Origin of the sequence: Streptomyces achromogenes subsp. achromogenes (assembly GCF_000720835.1) — a bacterium.
Lineage (GTDB): Bacteria > Actinomycetota > Actinomycetes > Streptomycetales > Streptomycetaceae > Streptomyces > Streptomyces achromogenes.
Window position 1 is genome coordinate 142,305 of the sequence record NZ_JODT01000010.1, and the last position, 16,498, is coordinate 158,802.

Consider the following 16,498-nt stretch of genomic DNA (forward strand, 5'->3'; position numbering starts at 1 on the left):
TGCTCCGCACGGATTGACGTTTCTCCGCCGTGCCCGTGCCCAAACCGCCCGCCGTCCGGCCGGGTCACCCGTGCGCACCACCCCGCCGTGCCGGTGCCCGCCCTGCGGCTGCGAGCAGGCCGGTACATGCCAGGCTGGGGAGATCGGTACGACGGCGGGTCGGCGGCGAGCACGGGAGGAGCCGTGAGGCGGTTGCGGCGCGGCCTGCACCGCGCGTGGCAGTGGCTGCGGGTCCGGGCCCTGTTCGAGCACGGGCGGGAACTGGAGCTGATGCACCGGGCCATGGGGTTCGCCACCCTGGCCCTGGTGACGCTGGCGCCGCTGCTGATCGTGGTCGCCGCGGCCGACCCCCTGGTGCGCGGCGGCTTCGCCTCCTGGCTCACCGACGGCATGGGCCTGTCCGGCCGGTCCGCGCACGCGGTCACCGACGTCATCAGCCCGCCCCGCAAGGTCATCGGCACCACCAGCGTCCTCAGCGGCGTCCTGCTCGCCGTCTTCGGCGTGGCCTTCGGCGGCAGCGTGCAGAACGCCTACGAAAGGATCTGGGGCCTGGCGTCCGGCCCCTGGCACCGGGTGTGGCGGCAGGCGACCTGGCTGGTGGTGCTGACCGCGTACCTCTACCAGGAGGCGGCGACGAAGACGACGCTGCACGGCGGGCAGCGGATCACCCTGTCCACGGTGAGCGGCGTGCTGTTCTTCTGGTGGGGACAGCGCTTCCTGCTGGGCGGCCAGGTCCGCTGGCGGGCGCTGCTGCCGGGCGCGGTGGCCACGGTCATCGGCCTGATCGGCCTGCGGGCGTTCTCCTACCTGGTGTTCACCCCGCTCATCGTCACCAACGCCCTCAGCTACGGCGCCGTCGGCACCGTCCTCGTCGTGGAGTCCTGGCTGATCGGCGTCGGCTTCGTCATCTACGGCGGCGCCCTGTTCGGCCGCTGGTTCACCGAACACCACTGGATGCCCTCCCACCACGAGCCGCGGTGGACGGACGGAACGGACGAGCGGGACGAGCCTTGACCCTTCCCGTGCCATGCCGGTGACCACGGCTTTTGGCAGGCGTCCCACCGCACGACTGCCTCTCTTCGGCGCGCTGCTCCGCCCGGGAGGGGCGGAGCAGCGGTGGTGTGCCTCGGGACCGGCCTTCTCGGTGAAGGCCGCAGCGCTAGATCTTGTAGACCGCGATCCCGGTGACCGCGCCGGGGTTGTCCGCGTAGGTGCCCGGCTTCAGCGTGGCCAGCTTGGTGCCTTGGTTGCAGCCGGTGGTGATGTGCCAGAGTTCCACGCGGTAGGACGTCTGGTTGGAGACAGAGCGGTTGACCCGCTCCAGGGGATAGCAGCCGGGCGTCAGCGAGTTGACGTGCCTGGTGCCGGTCCTGTTCGCCCCCGTCCATCCACACGCGTAGCCCTTGGGGCAGGTATTGGGATCGGCCGCGGCCGGCGTGACGAACGCGCCGCCCACCAACGCGCCGGTCACGGCTGCCAGCGTCAGGCTTTTCCTGAGGATGCTCATATGAAGTGCCTCTATCTTTGGTCGAACAGGTTTTTGATCTTAACGTGAAGTGCGCGGCCCACGGCCCTTGACATACCGTCAGGCGAGCTGCCTGCGTACCAGTTCGTGCAGTCGGCCCCCGGTGTCCGCGAGGAGTTCGGCCGGGGTGCCCTGCTGGACGATCCTGCCCTCCTCCATCACGATCACCCGGTCGGCGTCCAGGACGGTCGACAGCCGGTGGGCGATCACGATCCGGGTGGCGTTCAGCTTGCGGGTGCTGTCGATGACGACGCGCTGGGTGTCGTTGTCCAGGGCACTGGTCGCCTCGTCGAGGAAGAGGATCCGCGGGCGCCGGATCAGGGCCTGCGCGATCATCAGACGCTGCCGCTGGCCGCCGGAGATCGCGCCGTTGCCGGCCACGATGGTGTGCAGCCCCATCGGCATCCGCTGGATGTCCTCGGCGAGGCCCGCCAGCTCGGCCGCCGCCATCACCTCCTCCGGCGTGTACGGCTCCGCACCGCAGATGACGTCCATGATCGAGCCGGAGAACGGCTGCGCGTGCTGGAGGACGACCCCGCACTGGCGGCGCACCGCGGACTGGTCCAGCGCCGCCAGGTCCTGGCCGTCGTACAGGACGCTGCCGGAGACCGGCCGGTCGAAGCCGATGAGCAGGCGCAGCAGCGTGGACTTGCCGCAGCCGCTCGGGCCGACGACCGCCACGAACTCGCCGGGCCGGACGGCGAAGGACACGTCGTCCAGGACCAGCGGGCCGTCGTCGGCGTACCGGAAGGACAGCCGGCGGGCCTCCAGCGCGCCCGACAGCGGACCCGGACGGGTGCTCGCCGCCCGGACCTCGGGCCTGGCCTCCAGCACCGGCTTGATCTCCTCGAACAGCGGCAGTGCCGCCACCGACGACACGAACGCGCCGGTGAGCTGGGTGACCGAGGTCAGCAGCATGGTCACCGACGTGTTGAAGGTCAGGAAGTCCGCCGCCGACATCGCGCCCTTGGCCGGGCCCGCCAGCAGCATGAACATCAGCAGGGTGCACACGGGGAGGTAGACCGCGCCCAGGACCGTGGTCAGGTTCTTGATCCGGCCGACCTTCTGCTGGAGTTCCCGGCCGCGCGCGAACTCCCGGGCCCAGGCCGCGTAGGCGTAGTTCTCGGCCGCCGCCACCCGCAGCTTGGGCAGCCCGCGCAGGGTCTGGAACGCCTGGTTGTTGAGCTTGTTGCCGAGCACCACCAGCCGTCGCTGCCAGCGCACCTGCCACAGTCCGAGCCCCGCGAACACCGCCGCGACGACGACCAGCATCCCGACCGCCGCGAGCGCCATCGGCACGCTGTACCACAGCAGCAGCCCCAGGTTCATCGCGCCGACCGTCACCGACTGGGCGACGACCGGGCCGACGCCCGCCAGCAGCCGGCGGATCGCGCTGATGCCCATCGCCGCGCTGGCCAGCTCACCGGTCGAACGCCGGGTGAAGAACCGGGTGGGCAGCCGCAGCAGCCTGTCCCACACGGCCGGTTGCAGCGCCGCCTCGATACGGCCCTCCAGACGCAGGATGGACAGGTTCTCCAGCAGCGTGAACGCCGCCGCGACCACCCCGCTCACCATGACCGCCAGGCACACCCGGACGATCAGGCCCTCCTCGGCCCTCGGCACGTACTCGCCGAGCACCTTGCCGGTCGCGATCGGCACCAGCGCGCCGATGGCCACCGTCACCAGGCCCGCGAGCAACAGGTTCAGCAGGTCGCCGCGCGTCCCGCGGAGGCTGAACCGCAGCAGCCCGAGCGGGGAGAGCGGCCTGTCGGGCAGCGGCCGGTAGAACATCACCGCCCGTGGCTCGAACTCCCCGGCGTTGTCCTTCCCGACCGGTGTCTCCCGGCCGGTGCCCGGGTGCACGGCGACATAGCCGCCGCGCCGCCACAGCAGCGCCACCGGCGCCCCGGACAGCGCCCGGTGCCCGACCAGCGGGCCGGCGTTCTCCCGCCACCAGCGCCCCTCCAGGCGCACCGCGCGGGTGCGCACCCGGGAGGCCAGCGCGACCCGTTCCACCGGATCCAGCCGCTCGCTCGCGGTGCCGCTCTGCGCCGGCTCGGCGAGCGCGATCCCGGCCGCCCCGGCGACCAGCTCGCAGGCCGCGTAGGTGGCGTCCGCGTCGGCGGCCGTCGGGTGGCGGGCCGAGCGCTTGCCGATCGCGGCCAGCAGCGTCCGGTCGGCCTGTGCGCGCACCGCCTCACCGGCCCTGATCCCGGCGGCCGTACGCGTCTCGTGCGCCTGCTCCAGCTGCTCGATCCACCGGTCCAGCGCGGTCAGCAGCCGGTACTGCTGGTCCACCATGCTCTGCCACAGCGCCGGGTCCATCAGCAGATCGGCCGCGGCCTCGGCGCCGTACAGCGAGCCGTACTGCACACTGCCCGGCGGCACCTGCATCCAGAACACGTCGTCGTCGGCGGGCGCGGCGGCGCGTTCGTCCGCCAGCGGCGCCTGGAAGAGGACGGACAGGCCGCGGCCGACGCCGAGCGCGACCGCGTACTCCAGCGGGCTGGAGGCCGGCGGCACGTACTGCGGGGTGCCGTACTCGTCGTAGGACCAGGTCTGGGTGGCGGCCGGCTGGTACAGCTCGCGCAAGGCCACCCGGTGCACCACACAGTCCCGGACCGGGCGGGCCACCAGGGTGTGCCGGGGCCCGGTGACCGGGCCGAGCAGCAGCGTGCCCGTCTCCAGCCGGCCCAGGTGGTGCCAGTGGCCCTGCTGGGCGGCGTCCACCGCGAACAGGTCCAGCGCGCCGGCCGCGACCAGCCACAGCACCTGCGGACCCTCCAGGTCCAGGCGGCCGAGCCCGGCGCAGTCCAGCCGGGTGCCCAGCGAGCCCAGCGCCCCGAGGACGAGGTCGCCTTCCTGCACGGATGTCATCTCACCGCTCCCTGACCAGCGCCGCGTACGCGCCGCCGCGCGCCACCAGCTCCTCGTGCCGCCCGCGTTCCACGACCGTGCCGTGCTCCAGGACGACGATCTCGTCGCTGTCGCGGACCGTGCTCAGCCGGTGCGCGATCACCACGCAGGCGCAGCCGCGCCGGCGCAGGTTGTCCATCACCACCAGCTCGGTCTCCGCGTCCAGCGCGCTGGTCACCTCGTCCAGCACCAGGATGCTCGGCCGGCGCACCAGCGCCCGCGCGATCTCCAGGCGCTGACGCTGCCCGCCGGAGAAGTTCCGGCCGTCCTGCTCGACCCGGCTGTGGATGCCGCCGGGCCGGCGCATCACCACGTCGTACAGCGCCGCGTCCTTCAGTGCCTCCACCACCGCCTCGTCGGGGATCGACGGGTCCCACAGGGCCACGTTGTCGCGGACCGAGCCCTCGAAGAGGAAGACGTCCTGGTCCACGAAGGAGACGGAGGCGGCGAGCGCGCCGCGCGGGATGTCCTCCAGCCGGCGGCCGTCGATGCGGATCACCCCGTCCCACGGCGTGTACAGGCCGGAGATCAGCCGGGAGACCGTGGACTTGCCGCTGCCCGAGCCGCCGACCAGCGCCACCTGCTGCCCGGGGCCCACGGTCAGGTCGAAACCGGTCAGCAGCGGCTGGTCCAGCGGGCTGTAGCCGAAGGTGATGTTCTCCAGCTCGACATGGCCGTGCAGCCGCCGGGCCGAGTCCCCGCCGGGGCGGGCGTAGAGCGGGTCGGTTCGGAAGTTCTCCACGTCCTTCAGCCGGGCCACGTCGGCCGCGAAGTCCTGGATGCGGCCCGCCACGCCGTTGAGCCGGGTCAGCGGCGCGGTGAAGCGGGCGACCAGCGCCTGGAAGGCGACCAGCAGCCCGACCGAGATGTGCCCCTCCACCGCGCGCAGCCCGCCGATCCACAGGATGAGCGCGCTGTTGAAGGTGGCGAGCGTCGGCGCGACCACGCCCAGCCAGGCGCTCGGCACGCCGAGCCGCTGCTGCTCCTCCAGCGTGGTGGCGTGCTGCCCGGCCCACTTGCGGAAGTAGCCGTCCTCGCCGCCGGTCGCCTTCAGCGTCTCGATCAGCTGAAGGCCGGAGTACGAGGTGTTGGTGAGCCGCGCGGTGTCCGCGCGCAGCTTCGCCGTACGGGTCGCGCGCAGCCGTACGACGAGTCGCATGGCCACCACGTTCAGCAGCGCCACGGCGATGCCGACGAAGGTCAGCTGCGGGTCGTAGGTGTACAGCAGGACCGCGTACAGCACGACCACGATCGCGTCCACGCCGGCCGCCGCGAGATCGCGGGCCAGGGTCTCGGCGACCTGGTCGTTGGACTGCAGGCGCTGCACCAGGTCGGCGGGGGAGCGCTGGGCGAAGAACGTCACCGGCAGCCGCAGCAGATGGCGCAGGAAGCGGGCGCTGGACAGGGTGGAGGAGATGATCCGGCCGTGCAGCAGGTTGGCCTGCTGGAGCCAGGTCAGCACCACGGTGAGCAGCACACACACGGCCATCGAGGCGAACAGCACGCCCAGCAGCGAGGTCTGCCCGCCGATGAGGAACGTGTCGATGTACGTGCGGCTGAGCGCGGGCACGGCCGCGCCGACCGCGACCAGCAGCAGGCTGGCCAGCACCGCCGCCGGGAGGGTGCCGGCGGTGCCGCGCAGCCGGGCCGGCATCGCGCCGAGCACCCCGGAGCGGCGTCCGCCCCGGGTGAAGCCCTCGCCGGGCTCCAGCACCAGCACGACCCCGGTGAAGCTGCCGTCGAACTCCTCCAAGGGCACGAAACGGCGGCCCTTCGCGGGGTCGTTGACGTACACCCCGCGCCGGCCGAGGCGGCGGCCCATGCCGTCGTAGACGACGTAGTGGTTGAACTCCCAGAAGAGGATGGCCGGGGCCCGCACCTCGGCGAGGGCGGCCAGGTCCATCTGCATGCCCTTGGCGGTCAGTCCGTAACTGCGGGCCGCCTTCAGCAGGTTGGAGGCGCGGGAGCCGTCGCGGGAGACTCCGCAGGCGATGCGCAGCTCCTCCAGCGGGACGTGCCGGCCGTAGTGGGCGAGGACCATCGCGAGGGAGGCGGCGCCGCACTCGACGGCCTCCATCTGCAAAACGGTGGGCGTACGGGCCCTGCCGGTACGGGACTTGGGGGCCGGCCGCTTGGCGGGGGCCGCCCGTCTGCGGCCACGGGTTTCCTGGGCGGTGGTCACGGGAGCAGCCAATCGACGGGATGCTGGTCGGCGAGGTGGACGGAGCCGGTGGCGAGGGTCATGGACTCCAGCCGGAACGGCGGTCCGCCGGCGCTGGACCAGCGGTAACCGCTCTGGGTGGAGGGCGACTTCGCGAGCTCCACCAGGACGGCGACCGGGCGGCCCTTGCGGGTGAACTGCTCGCCGAGCTGGCTGTCACCGAGGTACGCGGCGATCGACTGCGCGGACTGCGCGCCGCGGTCCACCGACTTCACCGTGCCGCGCAGCACGCCGTAGCGCTGTGCCGGGACCGAGGAGACGGTCAGGTCGACGGAGGCGTGCGCCGGGATGGCGGCGGCGTTCTCGGCGGGCACGTACACGGTCGCGTACAGCGGGTCGGAGGCGTGGGCGACCTTCTCGACGGCGGCGACGTCGGCGCCGGTCCGGATGATCTGCCCGATGGACGCGGCGAGCGTGGTGACACGGCCGGCGGCGACCGTCCGCACCACCGTTTCGCCTTGTTCCGTACGGACCTTGAGGACGGGCGCGTTCGCGGGGAGCCGTTCGCCCTGCCGGGCGAGGACGGCCGTCACCTGCCCGGCCACCGGGCTCTGGAGGACGTAACTGCCCTGTCCGTGGGTGAGGATGGCGGGGGCGCTCACCGTGGAGGCGACCGAGCCGGTCACCGCCCACACGGAGGCGGCGGCCATGACGACGACGGTGACGCCGAGCGCGAGCCAGCCCTGCGGACGGGCCAGCCGCACCGGAAGGTCCAGCTCCTCCGGTGACTGGAGCTTGGCGAGGGCCTGTTGGCGGAACTGCACGGAACTTCCCTCACCTGTGGGTCAGACGCATGAGGTGACGCGGTGGTGTGACGTGTCCGGTGCACAACGTCCGAGAGTCCCGGAGCCGAGGGACGGCTCCGGGACTTCGGTGGCACCGGGGTGCGATCAGAGGCCGGCGACCAGGCCGTTGATCGGGGCGGTGTTCAGGCCGGTGACACCCTCGACGGTGCCGACGACCGTGTTGACCAGACCGGTCACGCCGGGGGCGATCTCGTTCACGGTGCCCAGGGTGCTGTTGAGGGTGTTCACGGACAGACCGCCGGAGACGTTGTCCAGCTCGGCGTCCGAGATCTCGACGGTCTCGACCTGCGGGGTGGAGTTCATGATGGAACTTCCCTTCGTATGGATGACTTCACAAGGGGGGAGCGGCCCCCTCTGGGGACAGACGGACGGCCGCGACCGCGGGCGCCGGGCACCCGGTTCAGGGGGGCCCGCCGGACCTCTGCGGTGCGATGGATCAAAGCACGCACGCGGGGCGCGCTTCCAATCAACCAGGGCTCTCACCTGGGAACTTGCCGCCTGACGGGGGTTCATCCGTGCAGGCGTGCGCACGTCATGTCGGCGACTCCTTCACATGCCACACGGCATCGTCGCGGCGGGTGTCTTGCGGGCCGGAGCGCGAATCCGGCACTTCTCGCCAAAGGCGTGCCGCGGGGTGCGCGGTTGTGCAGAACCCCGGGGGCCGGTGAGGTGCCTGGGTAATCGATGTGCAGATTCCCTGAAGGGGGAATTCCGGTTCATGTTGACAGCTGATCGTTACCGATCGGTAGCTGAGGGTAGTTGGCCGCGGTCTGTCGGTGGGTGGCCGAGGGCCGGGGCCGTCAGCCCAGAAGGGCGCAGACCGTGGTCGCGTGGGCCGCGAGGGCGCCCGAGGCGGCGTCGGTCAGGGTCACGTCCGCGAAGGCCATCCGGCGGCCGAGCTTGGTCAGGGCCGCCTCGATCAGGACGTCCGCGCCGGTCACCGCCCGCTGGAACGACGTCGACTGCCGCACGGTCGTCATCGGCACGAACCTGCCCCGGGCGGCCGAGACCGCGATGACGGTCGCCGTGTCGGCCCCGGCCGTCAGGGCCTGCCCCGACAGCCCGCCGCCCTCCCGGGCCAGCCGGTCCGACCAGGGCAGCCGCAGCACGGCCCGGCGCTCGCCCACCGCCTCGACGGCCGGCCCGAGTTCGCGGACCCACGGGGCGAAACGGGTGGAGGGGATCTCGTCGGCCTCGGCGGTGGTCAGCGTCATGGGGGCGATTGTTCCCGCCCGCGCGCCGCGACACGCGCAGCATGGCCGGTTCCCCTCCCCACCGCGCCCGTACGGAACCGGAATTGAACACACCGCGCCACCGGTGCGTACCTACGGCCATCCAGGCGCCGCGATACCCATCCCGGTCCGCACGGCCCGCGAGCGGCGGGCTCCCCCTCCCAGGAGGTCGAGAAGGTTGAGTCACAAGCGAATGCCCCGGCGCAAGGCCGCGATGGCGGTGGGCGGTGTCGCGGCCCTCGGTGCGGCGGCGTTCCTGCTGCCCCACGCGAGCGCCTCGCAGGACGCGGGACAGGACGGCCGGACGCCGGGCGGCGCCGGCGCCGGCACCGCGAGGACCCTGCGGGCCACGGACGCGCCGGGCCTCGACGCCCGGTTGCGCAAGCTCCTCGGCGGCGCCTTCGCCGGCTCCTACTACGACAGCGGCCGGCAGCAGCTCGTCGTCAACGTGGTCAGCGGCGACGACAACGTCATCGTCCAGGCGAAGAAGGCCGGCGCGGTCGTCCGGCGGGTGGCCAACAGCGCCGCCGAACTCAGGGCCGCCACCCGGACGCTGAGGACCCGGGCGGCCATCCCGGGCACCTCCTGGGCCGTCGACCCGCGCACCGACAAGATCCTCGTCACCGCCGACTCCACGGTGACGGGCGCCGCGTGGGACAGGCTCCGGTCGGCCGTGCGCGGGCTCGGTCCCGGCATGGCGACCCTGAAGAAGTCCGCCGGCACCTTCAAGACGTTCGCCTCGGGCGGCGACGCCATCTTCTCCCAGGCCCAGGGCGGCAGCGTGCGCTGCTCCCTCGGCTTCAACGTCACCGCCGCCGACGGCAGCCCCGCCTTCCTGACGGCCGGTCACTGCGGCGTCGCCGCCGAGAAGTGGTCCGACACGCAGACCGGCGAGCCGATAGCCACCGTCGACCGGGCGACCTTCCCCGGCGAGGGCGACTTCTCCCTCGTCAAGTACGACGACCCGGGCACCCCGGCGCCCAGCGAGGTCGACGCCGGCGACGGCCGGACCGTGCCCATCAACGGGGCCGCCGAGGCCACCGTCGGCCAGGCCGTGTTCCGGATGGGCTCCACCACCGGGCTGCACGACGGCCGGGTGACCGGGCTGGACGCCACCGTCAACTTCCAGAGCGAGACCGACCCCGGCGGGGTGGACACCGTCACCGGTCTGATCCAGACGGACGTGTGCGCCGAGCCCGGCGACAGCGGCGGTCCCCTGTTCACCCAGGACGGCGGTGCCCTCGGCCTCACCTCCGGTGGCAGCGGCGACTGCACCGGCGGCGGCGAGACCTTCTTCCAGCCGGTCACCACCGCCCTCCGGGCCACCGGGGCGACCCTCGGCGGCGGAGCGGGCGGCGCGGGCGGAGGGGAGGACGACCAGGCGGGGGCGGGCGATCAGCCCGGTTCCGGTCCTGATTCCGGTTCTGATTCCGGTTCTGGTTCCGGTTCCGGTTCCGGTTCTGGTTCCGGTGACGAGGCCGGCGCGGTGGACGACGGCTCGTCGGCCCTCACCGGTACGCGCTGAGCGGACCGGCACCCCTTGAGACTCCCCGGCCGGCCCCCCTCGGTTCCAGCCGGCGGGGAGCGGTCCGGCCCTCCGGCGGGAGGGCCGGACCCGGACCGCCGGGGCCGGGTCCGGTCAGCCGTCGTCGCGGGCCCGGAGCAGCAGGACCGCCACGTCGTCCGTCCGTTCCCGTGCCGCCACGCTGTGCCGGATCACCTCGTCCGCCAGGCTCTCCAGCGGCTGGTCGCCGACGTCCGCGAGCAGTCCGCCGAGGTCCGCCAGCGCGTCCTCGATGTCGACATCGCGGGATTCCACCAGCCCGTCGGTGTAGAGCACGAGGACCGAGCCGGGGGCCAGGGACACCTCGGTCGTGGGATACACGGCCGAGGCGTCGATGCCGAGCAGCGGGCCCCCGGCCAGGTCCAGCACCCGCACCTTCCCGTCCGGCCGGCGCAGCAGCGGCGGCGGATGGCCCGCCCGCGCCATCACGGCCCGCCCGTGCGCCGGGTCCAGCCGCAGATACAGACAGCTGGCGAACAGCTCGGCGCCGAGATCGATCAGCAGCCGGTTGGTGCTGCTGATCACCTCGTGCGGCGCCTGCCCCACGGTGGTGTACGCCCGCACACCGGTGCGGATCTGCCCCATCAGACCGGCCGCGGTCACGTTGTGCCCCTGGACGTCCCCGATCACCGCGGCCGCCAGCGGCCGGGCCGGTACCAGGTCGTAGAAGTCGCCGCCGATCTCCATGCCGTGGGTGGCCGGCAGATAGCGGGCCGCCGCCTCGATGCCGGGCAGCCGCGCCAGCGAGTGCGGCAGCAGCGCCTGCTGGAGGCCGTGCGCCAGGCTGTGTTTCGCGTCGTAGAGCCGGGCCCGCTCCAGGGCCTGCGCGATCAGCCCGCCGAGCGAGGTCAGCACCGCCCGCTCGTCGGCGGGGAACACATGCGGCTCGGCGTACGCCAGCACACAGGTGCCCACCGGCCGGCCGGACGCGATCAGCGGCAGATACGCCCAGGCCGCGAAGCCGTCCGGGGTCTCGTGCCGGCTCGGATACAGCCGCTCCAGATGCGCCCGGGAGTCGAAGAACGCCGGTACGCCCGTGCCGAGCACCTGCGTGCCCGGGGTCCGCTCGGCCAGCGGCAGCCCCTCGAACCGCTCCACGATGTGCGGGTCCCGGTAGCCGCGGTGCCCGAGCACCCGCAGCCGCCCGCCCTCCGAGCCGAGTATCGCCATCGCCTGGCTGCCGACGGCGGGGGCCACCTCGTCCCAGACCAGCTGCACCACGTCCCGCACCCCCACCGCCTCGGTCAGCGCGCCCGCCAGGCTCAGCACCTGGGAGATCGCCATCAGCCGGGACGGGCCCGGGCCGGCCTGCCGGACCCCGTGCGGCGTGTCCGTCACCGAGCGGGCCCGGCTGACGCGCACGCTCAGCCCGGTCGTGCTCGGGTACAGCCGGAACCACAGCCAGTCCCCGGGCGGGCGCAGCGCCACGAACGACGCCTTCTGCTGGCTGATCAGCGCCGCCCGGTAGCGGTCCTCGTACATCGGGTCGTTCAGCCAGGGCACCGACGCCCACAGCGGTGTGCCCAGCAGCTCCCGGGCAGGCCGGCCGAGCAGTTCGGCGGCGGCCGGGTTCACGAAGCCGATCCGGCCGTGCAGATCCAGTGACATCAGGCCGTACGGCAGCCGGGACACCAGCCGGGCCGCCTCGACCGAGCCCAGCGTCTCCGCCACCGTCGCCGCCCCGGCCACCGAGGACGCCAGCGCGTCCTCCTCCGGGCCGGACGGGCGGGGCCGTGACGCCGACCGTTCCAGCCGCAGCGCCAGCCGCTCGCAGGCCGCCCACAGATGGTCGCGTTCGGCGTCGGTCAGCTCCGGCGCGTGCCCGCCGGGCCAGGTCACGAACACCGCCCCGTACACCCGCCGCTCCGTCGCCACGGGCAGCGCGGCCAGCGCGAACGGATACGGCAGCACCACCGCGATGCGCGGGTAGCAGCGGGCCATCTCGTCCTCGCCGCCCACCCACACCAGGCGCCGTTCGCGGACCGCGTCCGCCACCGGGAGCGGGGCGCTCAGCCCCAGCCGCTCCCACGGCGCCGCGAACGCCCGGGGCATGCCCGCGTGCACCGCCATCTGCAGGACCGGTTCGTCGGTGCGGAGCAGATACACCGCGCCGGAGTGCGCGTGGACCTCGTGCATCATCGACACCAGGGCGAGCGACAGCAGCGGCTGGGCGGCCGTCTCCCCGTCGGCCGCCGGCGCCGGCTCCGGCCCCGGCCCGTCGGACACGCCGACCACCTCCTCCGGCCGCGTGCCGTGTCCAGGGCACAAGACTCCCTCGGGGCGGCGCCCGGCGCACGGCGAGCGGTCTCGACGTCCTGCCGTCGGCTCTGCCGGGGGGCGCGCGGTTGGTGTATCGGGCGGATAGGGCGCATGGGTGAGCGCGCGGTGCGCGTGGGGTGTGGGAATGGCTTCTGTGCGCCCCCTTGTCGCGCCAGGATGACCGAAACCGCAAGCGTGCGAGAGAAGCGGCGGATTCCGGATCCCGCAGCGGTCCGGCGCCGGTGTGACGAGGCGCGGGACGGGCCGGGCGTGCCGGTGAGGGGGCCAAGCCGCCCACGGCGTGTCGCGTCGTCGTCCGGGAGCGGGTCCAGCGCGTCCGGTGGCCGGATCGTCACCACAGATCAGGCGAGGTTCGGCCAACCCGTCGTACCGGCCGGTAACGCACCGGTCCGGGCGGCCGGGGAACGGACAGCGGGTTCACAGGGGCCCCTCCGGCATCTTTTTTCCCGCGCCCGGTTTGCCGATGAGGCGCCGGGGCACACGCGGGGCCGACGATCAGGCCGCCACCTCCGCGGGCGCCGGGTGGCCGGGGAAGTCGCCCGACGATGACGCAAAAGCATCTGCACAGTACTCTCCGTTCAACTTCAGGGGGTTGCTTGCGCGTGACACACCGTGAAGACTGTGGCCGAGTTCCCTCGAAACGAAGGTGTCCCGGGGTGTGCACCACGCCCATCACGGGGTGGCGTCCGCTCCACACGGGAGAGCGGGCGCCGAGAACGCGTCATCTCACACCTCGTTTCGAACGGCCGGGGCTGGGGGCCCCGCTGTCGTACAGGAGCCGGGAGGGTCCCGCGTGATCGCTGCGCGGGAGGTATCGCCGAGGGGATGGGTTATGTCGGGTTGGCGCGCCACACCGGGCTCGCCGCGGGGCCGTGGCCGGCCGCGCGGTCGCCGCGTCCTGTATCGCACGTGTTGAGGGCCAAGGGCCCACCCCGGCGTCGGACGGACGGCGACTGACCGTCCCGGCGCGCACCACGAAGGCCGCGCGGGCCACACGCTGCCCCCGGCCGGATGTCCGGAAAGCGTCGGCACAGCCGTGTCCGGAACCGCTCGCGTCCCGGACGGCCGGGGTTCCGACGGATTCGGTGTGCGACTCCCGCGTGCCCGCACGCGCCACCCGCTAGCGAGGAGACAAGGTGATCAGCAAGCAATCGACGGGCGAGCGCCTCCTGTTGGAGGAGTTACCCGACCGCTGGCGGGGCTTACGCGAGGCCGGTCCGGTGCGGTACGACGAGACACAGGGCGTCTGGCAGGTGCTGGACCACGAGTCGGTCGCCGCCGTGCTCGCCGACCCGGCGACGTACTCCTCGGACCTGTCCGCCCTCACCCCCACCCAGCCCGACTTCGAGACCTTCCGGCAGGGCAACTTCGTCGGCATGGACCCGCCGGCACACCGCCGGCTCCGTGCCCTGGTGAGCCAGGCGTTCACCCCCCGGGTCGTCCAGGGGCTCGAACCCCGTATCGAGGCGGTCTGCGCCCGGCTGCTGGACGCCGTGGCCGACCGCGACCGGTTCGACCTGGTCGACGCGCTGGCCTACCCGCTGCCGATCATCGTCATCGCCGAACTGCTCGGCATCCCGGCCGGGGAGCACCGGCTCTTCCAGGAGTGGGCGGGCGTGCTGTTCGGCGGCGACCAGCTCGGCGAGGCGCCCGACATGGCCGACCTGGAGCGGGCGCTGGAGGCCATCGCCCCCACGGTGCGCGAGATGAACGGCTACATGCTGGAGTACATCCGCGCCCGCCGCGCCGATCCCGGTGACGACCTCACCAGCAGGCTCATCGCCGCCGAGGTGGACGGCGTGCGGCTGCGGGACGAGGAGATGGTCGGCTTCGTGGCGCTGCTGCTGGTCGCCGGGCACATCACCACCACCGCGCTGCTCGGCAACGCCGTCGTCGCCTTCGACCGCCACCCCGGCACGGACGCCGCGCTGCGCGCCGACCCCGCGCGCGTCCCGGCCGCGGTCGAGGAGGTGCTGCGCTGGCTGCCGCCCTTCCCCGAGCTGGGCCGCCGGGTCACCCGGCCCGTGGTCCTCGGCGGCCACGAGATCCCGGCGGACGGCCTGCTGATGGCCCATCTGGGCGCCGCCAACCGGGACCCCGCCCGGTTCGCCGCGCCCGACGTCTTCGACGTGACCCGGAGCCCGAATCCCCATCTCACCTTCGGGCACGGCATCCACTTCTGTTTCGGCGCACCCCTGGCCCGGCTGGAGGCGCGGATCGCCCTGCGTATGTTGCATGAACGATTCCGCATGCTGGCGATCCCCTCCTACGAGGACATCGCCTACCAGAACCCGGCCGTCATCGTCGGTGTACGACAGCTGCCCGTCGAGGTCGGCAGACCCTAGTCCCGGCGCGTGCAGCGCCCTCCGGCCGGCCCCCGCACCGCTCGTCACGGGCCGGACCGGCACGCCCGCACCACAGACCCATCCAACGGAGTCCCCTTCTCATGCCGTACACCATCCCCGCCGCTCCGGCCGCCTCCCGGACACCGTCCCCCTCGCCCCGGGAGTCGCGGGAACCGCACCGGGAGTTGCAGGACCGTCTCGACGCCCTCGCCCGGGCCCACCGGGTGCCCGGAGCCCAACTGGCCCTGGACACCGGCACGGACGTGATCGCCGTACATACCGGCACGGCCGACGTCACGACCGGCAGCCCCTTCACCGCGGACACCGCCGTCCCGCTGGGCTCGCTCACCAAGCCCTTCACCGCCGCGCTCGTCCTGCTCCTGGCCGACGACGGCGACCTCGACCTGGACGAACCCGTCGCCGGCCAGCTCCCCGAACTGGCCCGGATACCCGAGGTGACGATACGTCACCTTCTCGCCCACACCGGTGGGTTACCCACCGGGCCCGATTCTGACACCGCCGCCGCGACCACCGCCGCCCGCTATCTCGCGGCCGTCTGCACCGACCGCGACCTGCTGTTCCCGCCCGGCACCGACTTCTCCTACTCCAACGCCGGCTACGTCGCCGCCGGACGGCTGGTGGAGACGGTCACCGGCATGCCGTGGCCCGAGGCGGTCCGGGCGCTGCTCCTCGAACCCCTCGGCATCCGGCCCGCGTTCACCGGCGACGCCGCGCCCACCCGGCCCGTGGCCGCCGGACACGCCGTCAACACCGCGACCGGGCAGGCCCGTCCGGCCCGGCAGAACCTGGCACCGCTGGAGGCCCCGGCCGGTGCGCTGCTCGCGAGCGCCCTGGACCTGGTCGCGTTCGGCAACGCGCTCACCGGCCGCTCGGACCTGCTGCCGCCCGCCGTCGCCAAGGAGATGCGCCGGCCCGAGAGCGCCGCCCGCCCCGGCACGCTGGCCGACGGCTGGGGCCCCGGACTCGCCCTGTACCGGCGGGACGACCGGATCTGGTGCGGCCACGACGGCAACGCCCAGGGCACGTCCTGCCATCTGCGGGTGGACCCGGAGAGCGGGGTCGTGGTCGCCTTCACCGGCAACTCCGCGTCCGCGACCGCGCTGTGGCGCGACCTCGCCGCGGAGGTGACCCGGCTCACCGGCATCCCGGTGCCGGCCGGCCCGCGCACCGTGGACCGGGGGCGGCCGGTCGACCTGCCCGGCTGCGCGGGCACGTACCGCAACGGCACCACGACCTACCGCGTCGCGCCCGGCCCCGACGGCGCGCCGGCCCTCTCCGTGGACGGGGACCTGCCCCTCCCGCTGGTCTGCTACGCCGACCTGTCCTGCGATCTGCGCGATCCGGCCACCGGGCGGCTCGAACCCGGCGGACGATTCCACCGCGATCCGGCCACCGGGCGGGTCGACCGGGTACAGATCTCCGGACGCACCGCGCGCCGGACCGACGACGGCTGAGGCGGGCGCCGCCGGCATTAGCACCGGTGCCGGTATCGGGGCCCTGCCGGTTCGGGGCCGGCTCCGGCTCCGACTCCGGGGCCGACGCCGCGCCGGTCGCGGTTCCGAGTCCTGATCCGGTTCCGGTTCCGGTG

Annotated in this window: 11 protein-coding genes; 4 read left to right on the plus strand and 7 right to left on the minus strand. The window is 73.4% G+C overall.

The genetic code is table 11. The features are described 5' to 3' along the window. The first annotated feature begins 183 nt into the window (after positions 1-183). A complete protein-coding gene (locus tag IH25_RS0112325) occupies positions 184-1,014 on the plus strand; it encodes a ribonuclease BN (RefSeq protein WP_051753896.1) in 831 nt (276 codons plus the stop codon). Positions 1,015-1,159: 145 nt separating this feature from the next. Here IH25_RS0112325 and IH25_RS0112330 read toward each other — a convergent pair whose 3' ends face one another. The 6 genes from IH25_RS0112330 to IH25_RS0112355 form a co-directional block, all read right to left on the minus strand. Beyond that, the gene (locus IH25_RS0112330) at positions 1,160-1,471 is read right to left on the minus strand and encodes a peptidase inhibitor family I36 protein (protein WP_030607496.1); all 312 of its coding nucleotides are present in this window, start codon (positions 1,469-1,471) and stop codon (positions 1,160-1,162) included. A gap of 114 nt (positions 1,472-1,585) precedes the next feature. Continuing rightward, positions 1,586-4,402 (minus strand): NHLP bacteriocin export ABC transporter permease/ATPase subunit, encoded by a 2,817-nt coding sequence (locus tag IH25_RS0112335; protein ID WP_030607499.1) that lies wholly within the window; start codon positions 4,400-4,402, stop codon positions 1,586-1,588. A gap of 1 nt (position 4,403) precedes the next feature. Next, complete coding sequence (locus IH25_RS0112340) at positions 4,404-6,623, minus strand: NHLP family bacteriocin export ABC transporter peptidase/permease/ATPase subunit (protein WP_030607502.1); 2,220 nt, start codon at positions 6,621-6,623, stop codon at positions 4,404-4,406. Beyond that, entirely contained in the window at positions 6,620-7,426 is an 807-nt protein-coding gene (locus IH25_RS0112345) for an HlyD family efflux transporter periplasmic adaptor subunit (protein ID WP_030607505.1), read from the minus strand. The genes IH25_RS0112340 and IH25_RS0112345 overlap by 4 nt, the downstream gene beginning before the upstream one ends. 126 nt (positions 7,427-7,552) lie before the next feature. Then, on the minus strand, positions 7,553-7,771 hold the full coding sequence (locus IH25_RS0112350) for a hypothetical protein (protein ID WP_030607508.1): 219 nt from the start codon (positions 7,769-7,771) through the stop codon (positions 7,553-7,555). A gap of 497 nt (positions 7,772-8,268) precedes the next feature. Continuing rightward, positions 8,269-8,682, minus strand: a complete 414-nt coding sequence (locus IH25_RS0112355; protein WP_030607511.1) for a PaaI family thioesterase — start codon at positions 8,680-8,682, stop codon at positions 8,269-8,271. Between the two features lie 196 nt (positions 8,683-8,878). Here IH25_RS0112355 and IH25_RS0112360 point away from each other — a divergent pair, with 196 nt between their 5' ends. Then, on the plus strand, positions 8,879-10,225 hold the full coding sequence (locus IH25_RS0112360) for a S1 family peptidase (RefSeq protein WP_030607512.1): 1,347 nt from the start codon (positions 8,879-8,881) through the stop codon (positions 10,223-10,225). A 114-nt stretch (positions 10,226-10,339) separates the two neighbouring features. On the opposite strand, the gene IH25_RS0112365 is transcribed toward IH25_RS0112360, so the two are convergent. Further along, a complete protein-coding gene (locus IH25_RS0112365) occupies positions 10,340-12,499 on the minus strand; it encodes a SpoIIE family protein phosphatase (RefSeq protein WP_209445309.1) in 2,160 nt (719 codons plus the stop codon). Positions 12,500-13,680: 1,181 nt separating this feature from the next. Between IH25_RS0112365 and IH25_RS0112370 the strand changes: the two genes are divergently transcribed. Both IH25_RS0112370 and IH25_RS0112375 read left to right on the plus strand, forming a co-directional pair. Continuing rightward, the gene (locus IH25_RS0112370; protein ID WP_030607519.1) at positions 13,681-14,889 is read left to right on the plus strand and encodes a cytochrome P450; all 1,209 of its coding nucleotides are present in this window, start codon (positions 13,681-13,683) and stop codon (positions 14,887-14,889) included. A 101-nt stretch (positions 14,890-14,990) separates the two neighbouring features. Beyond that, complete coding sequence (locus IH25_RS0112375) at positions 14,991-16,364, plus strand: serine hydrolase domain-containing protein (protein WP_030607522.1); 1,374 nt, start codon at positions 14,991-14,993, stop codon at positions 16,362-16,364. The last annotated feature ends 134 nt before the right edge of the window (positions 16,365-16,498 follow it).

Coding starts and splice junctions, on each gene's coding strand:
- IH25_RS0112375 (WP_030607522.1), top strand. CDS start 14,991: ATGCCGTACACCATCCCCGCCGCTCCGGCCGCCTCCCGGACACCGTCC.
- IH25_RS0112335 (WP_030607499.1), bottom strand. CDS start 4,402: ATGACATCCGTGCAGGAAGGCGACCTCGTCCTCGGGGCGCTGGGCTCG.
- IH25_RS0112350 (WP_030607508.1), bottom strand. CDS start 7,771: ATGAACTCCACCCCGCAGGTCGAGACCGTCGAGATCTCGGACGCCGAG.
- IH25_RS0112355 (WP_030607511.1), bottom strand. CDS start 8,682: ATGACGCTGACCACCGCCGAGGCCGACGAGATCCCCTCCACCCGTTTC.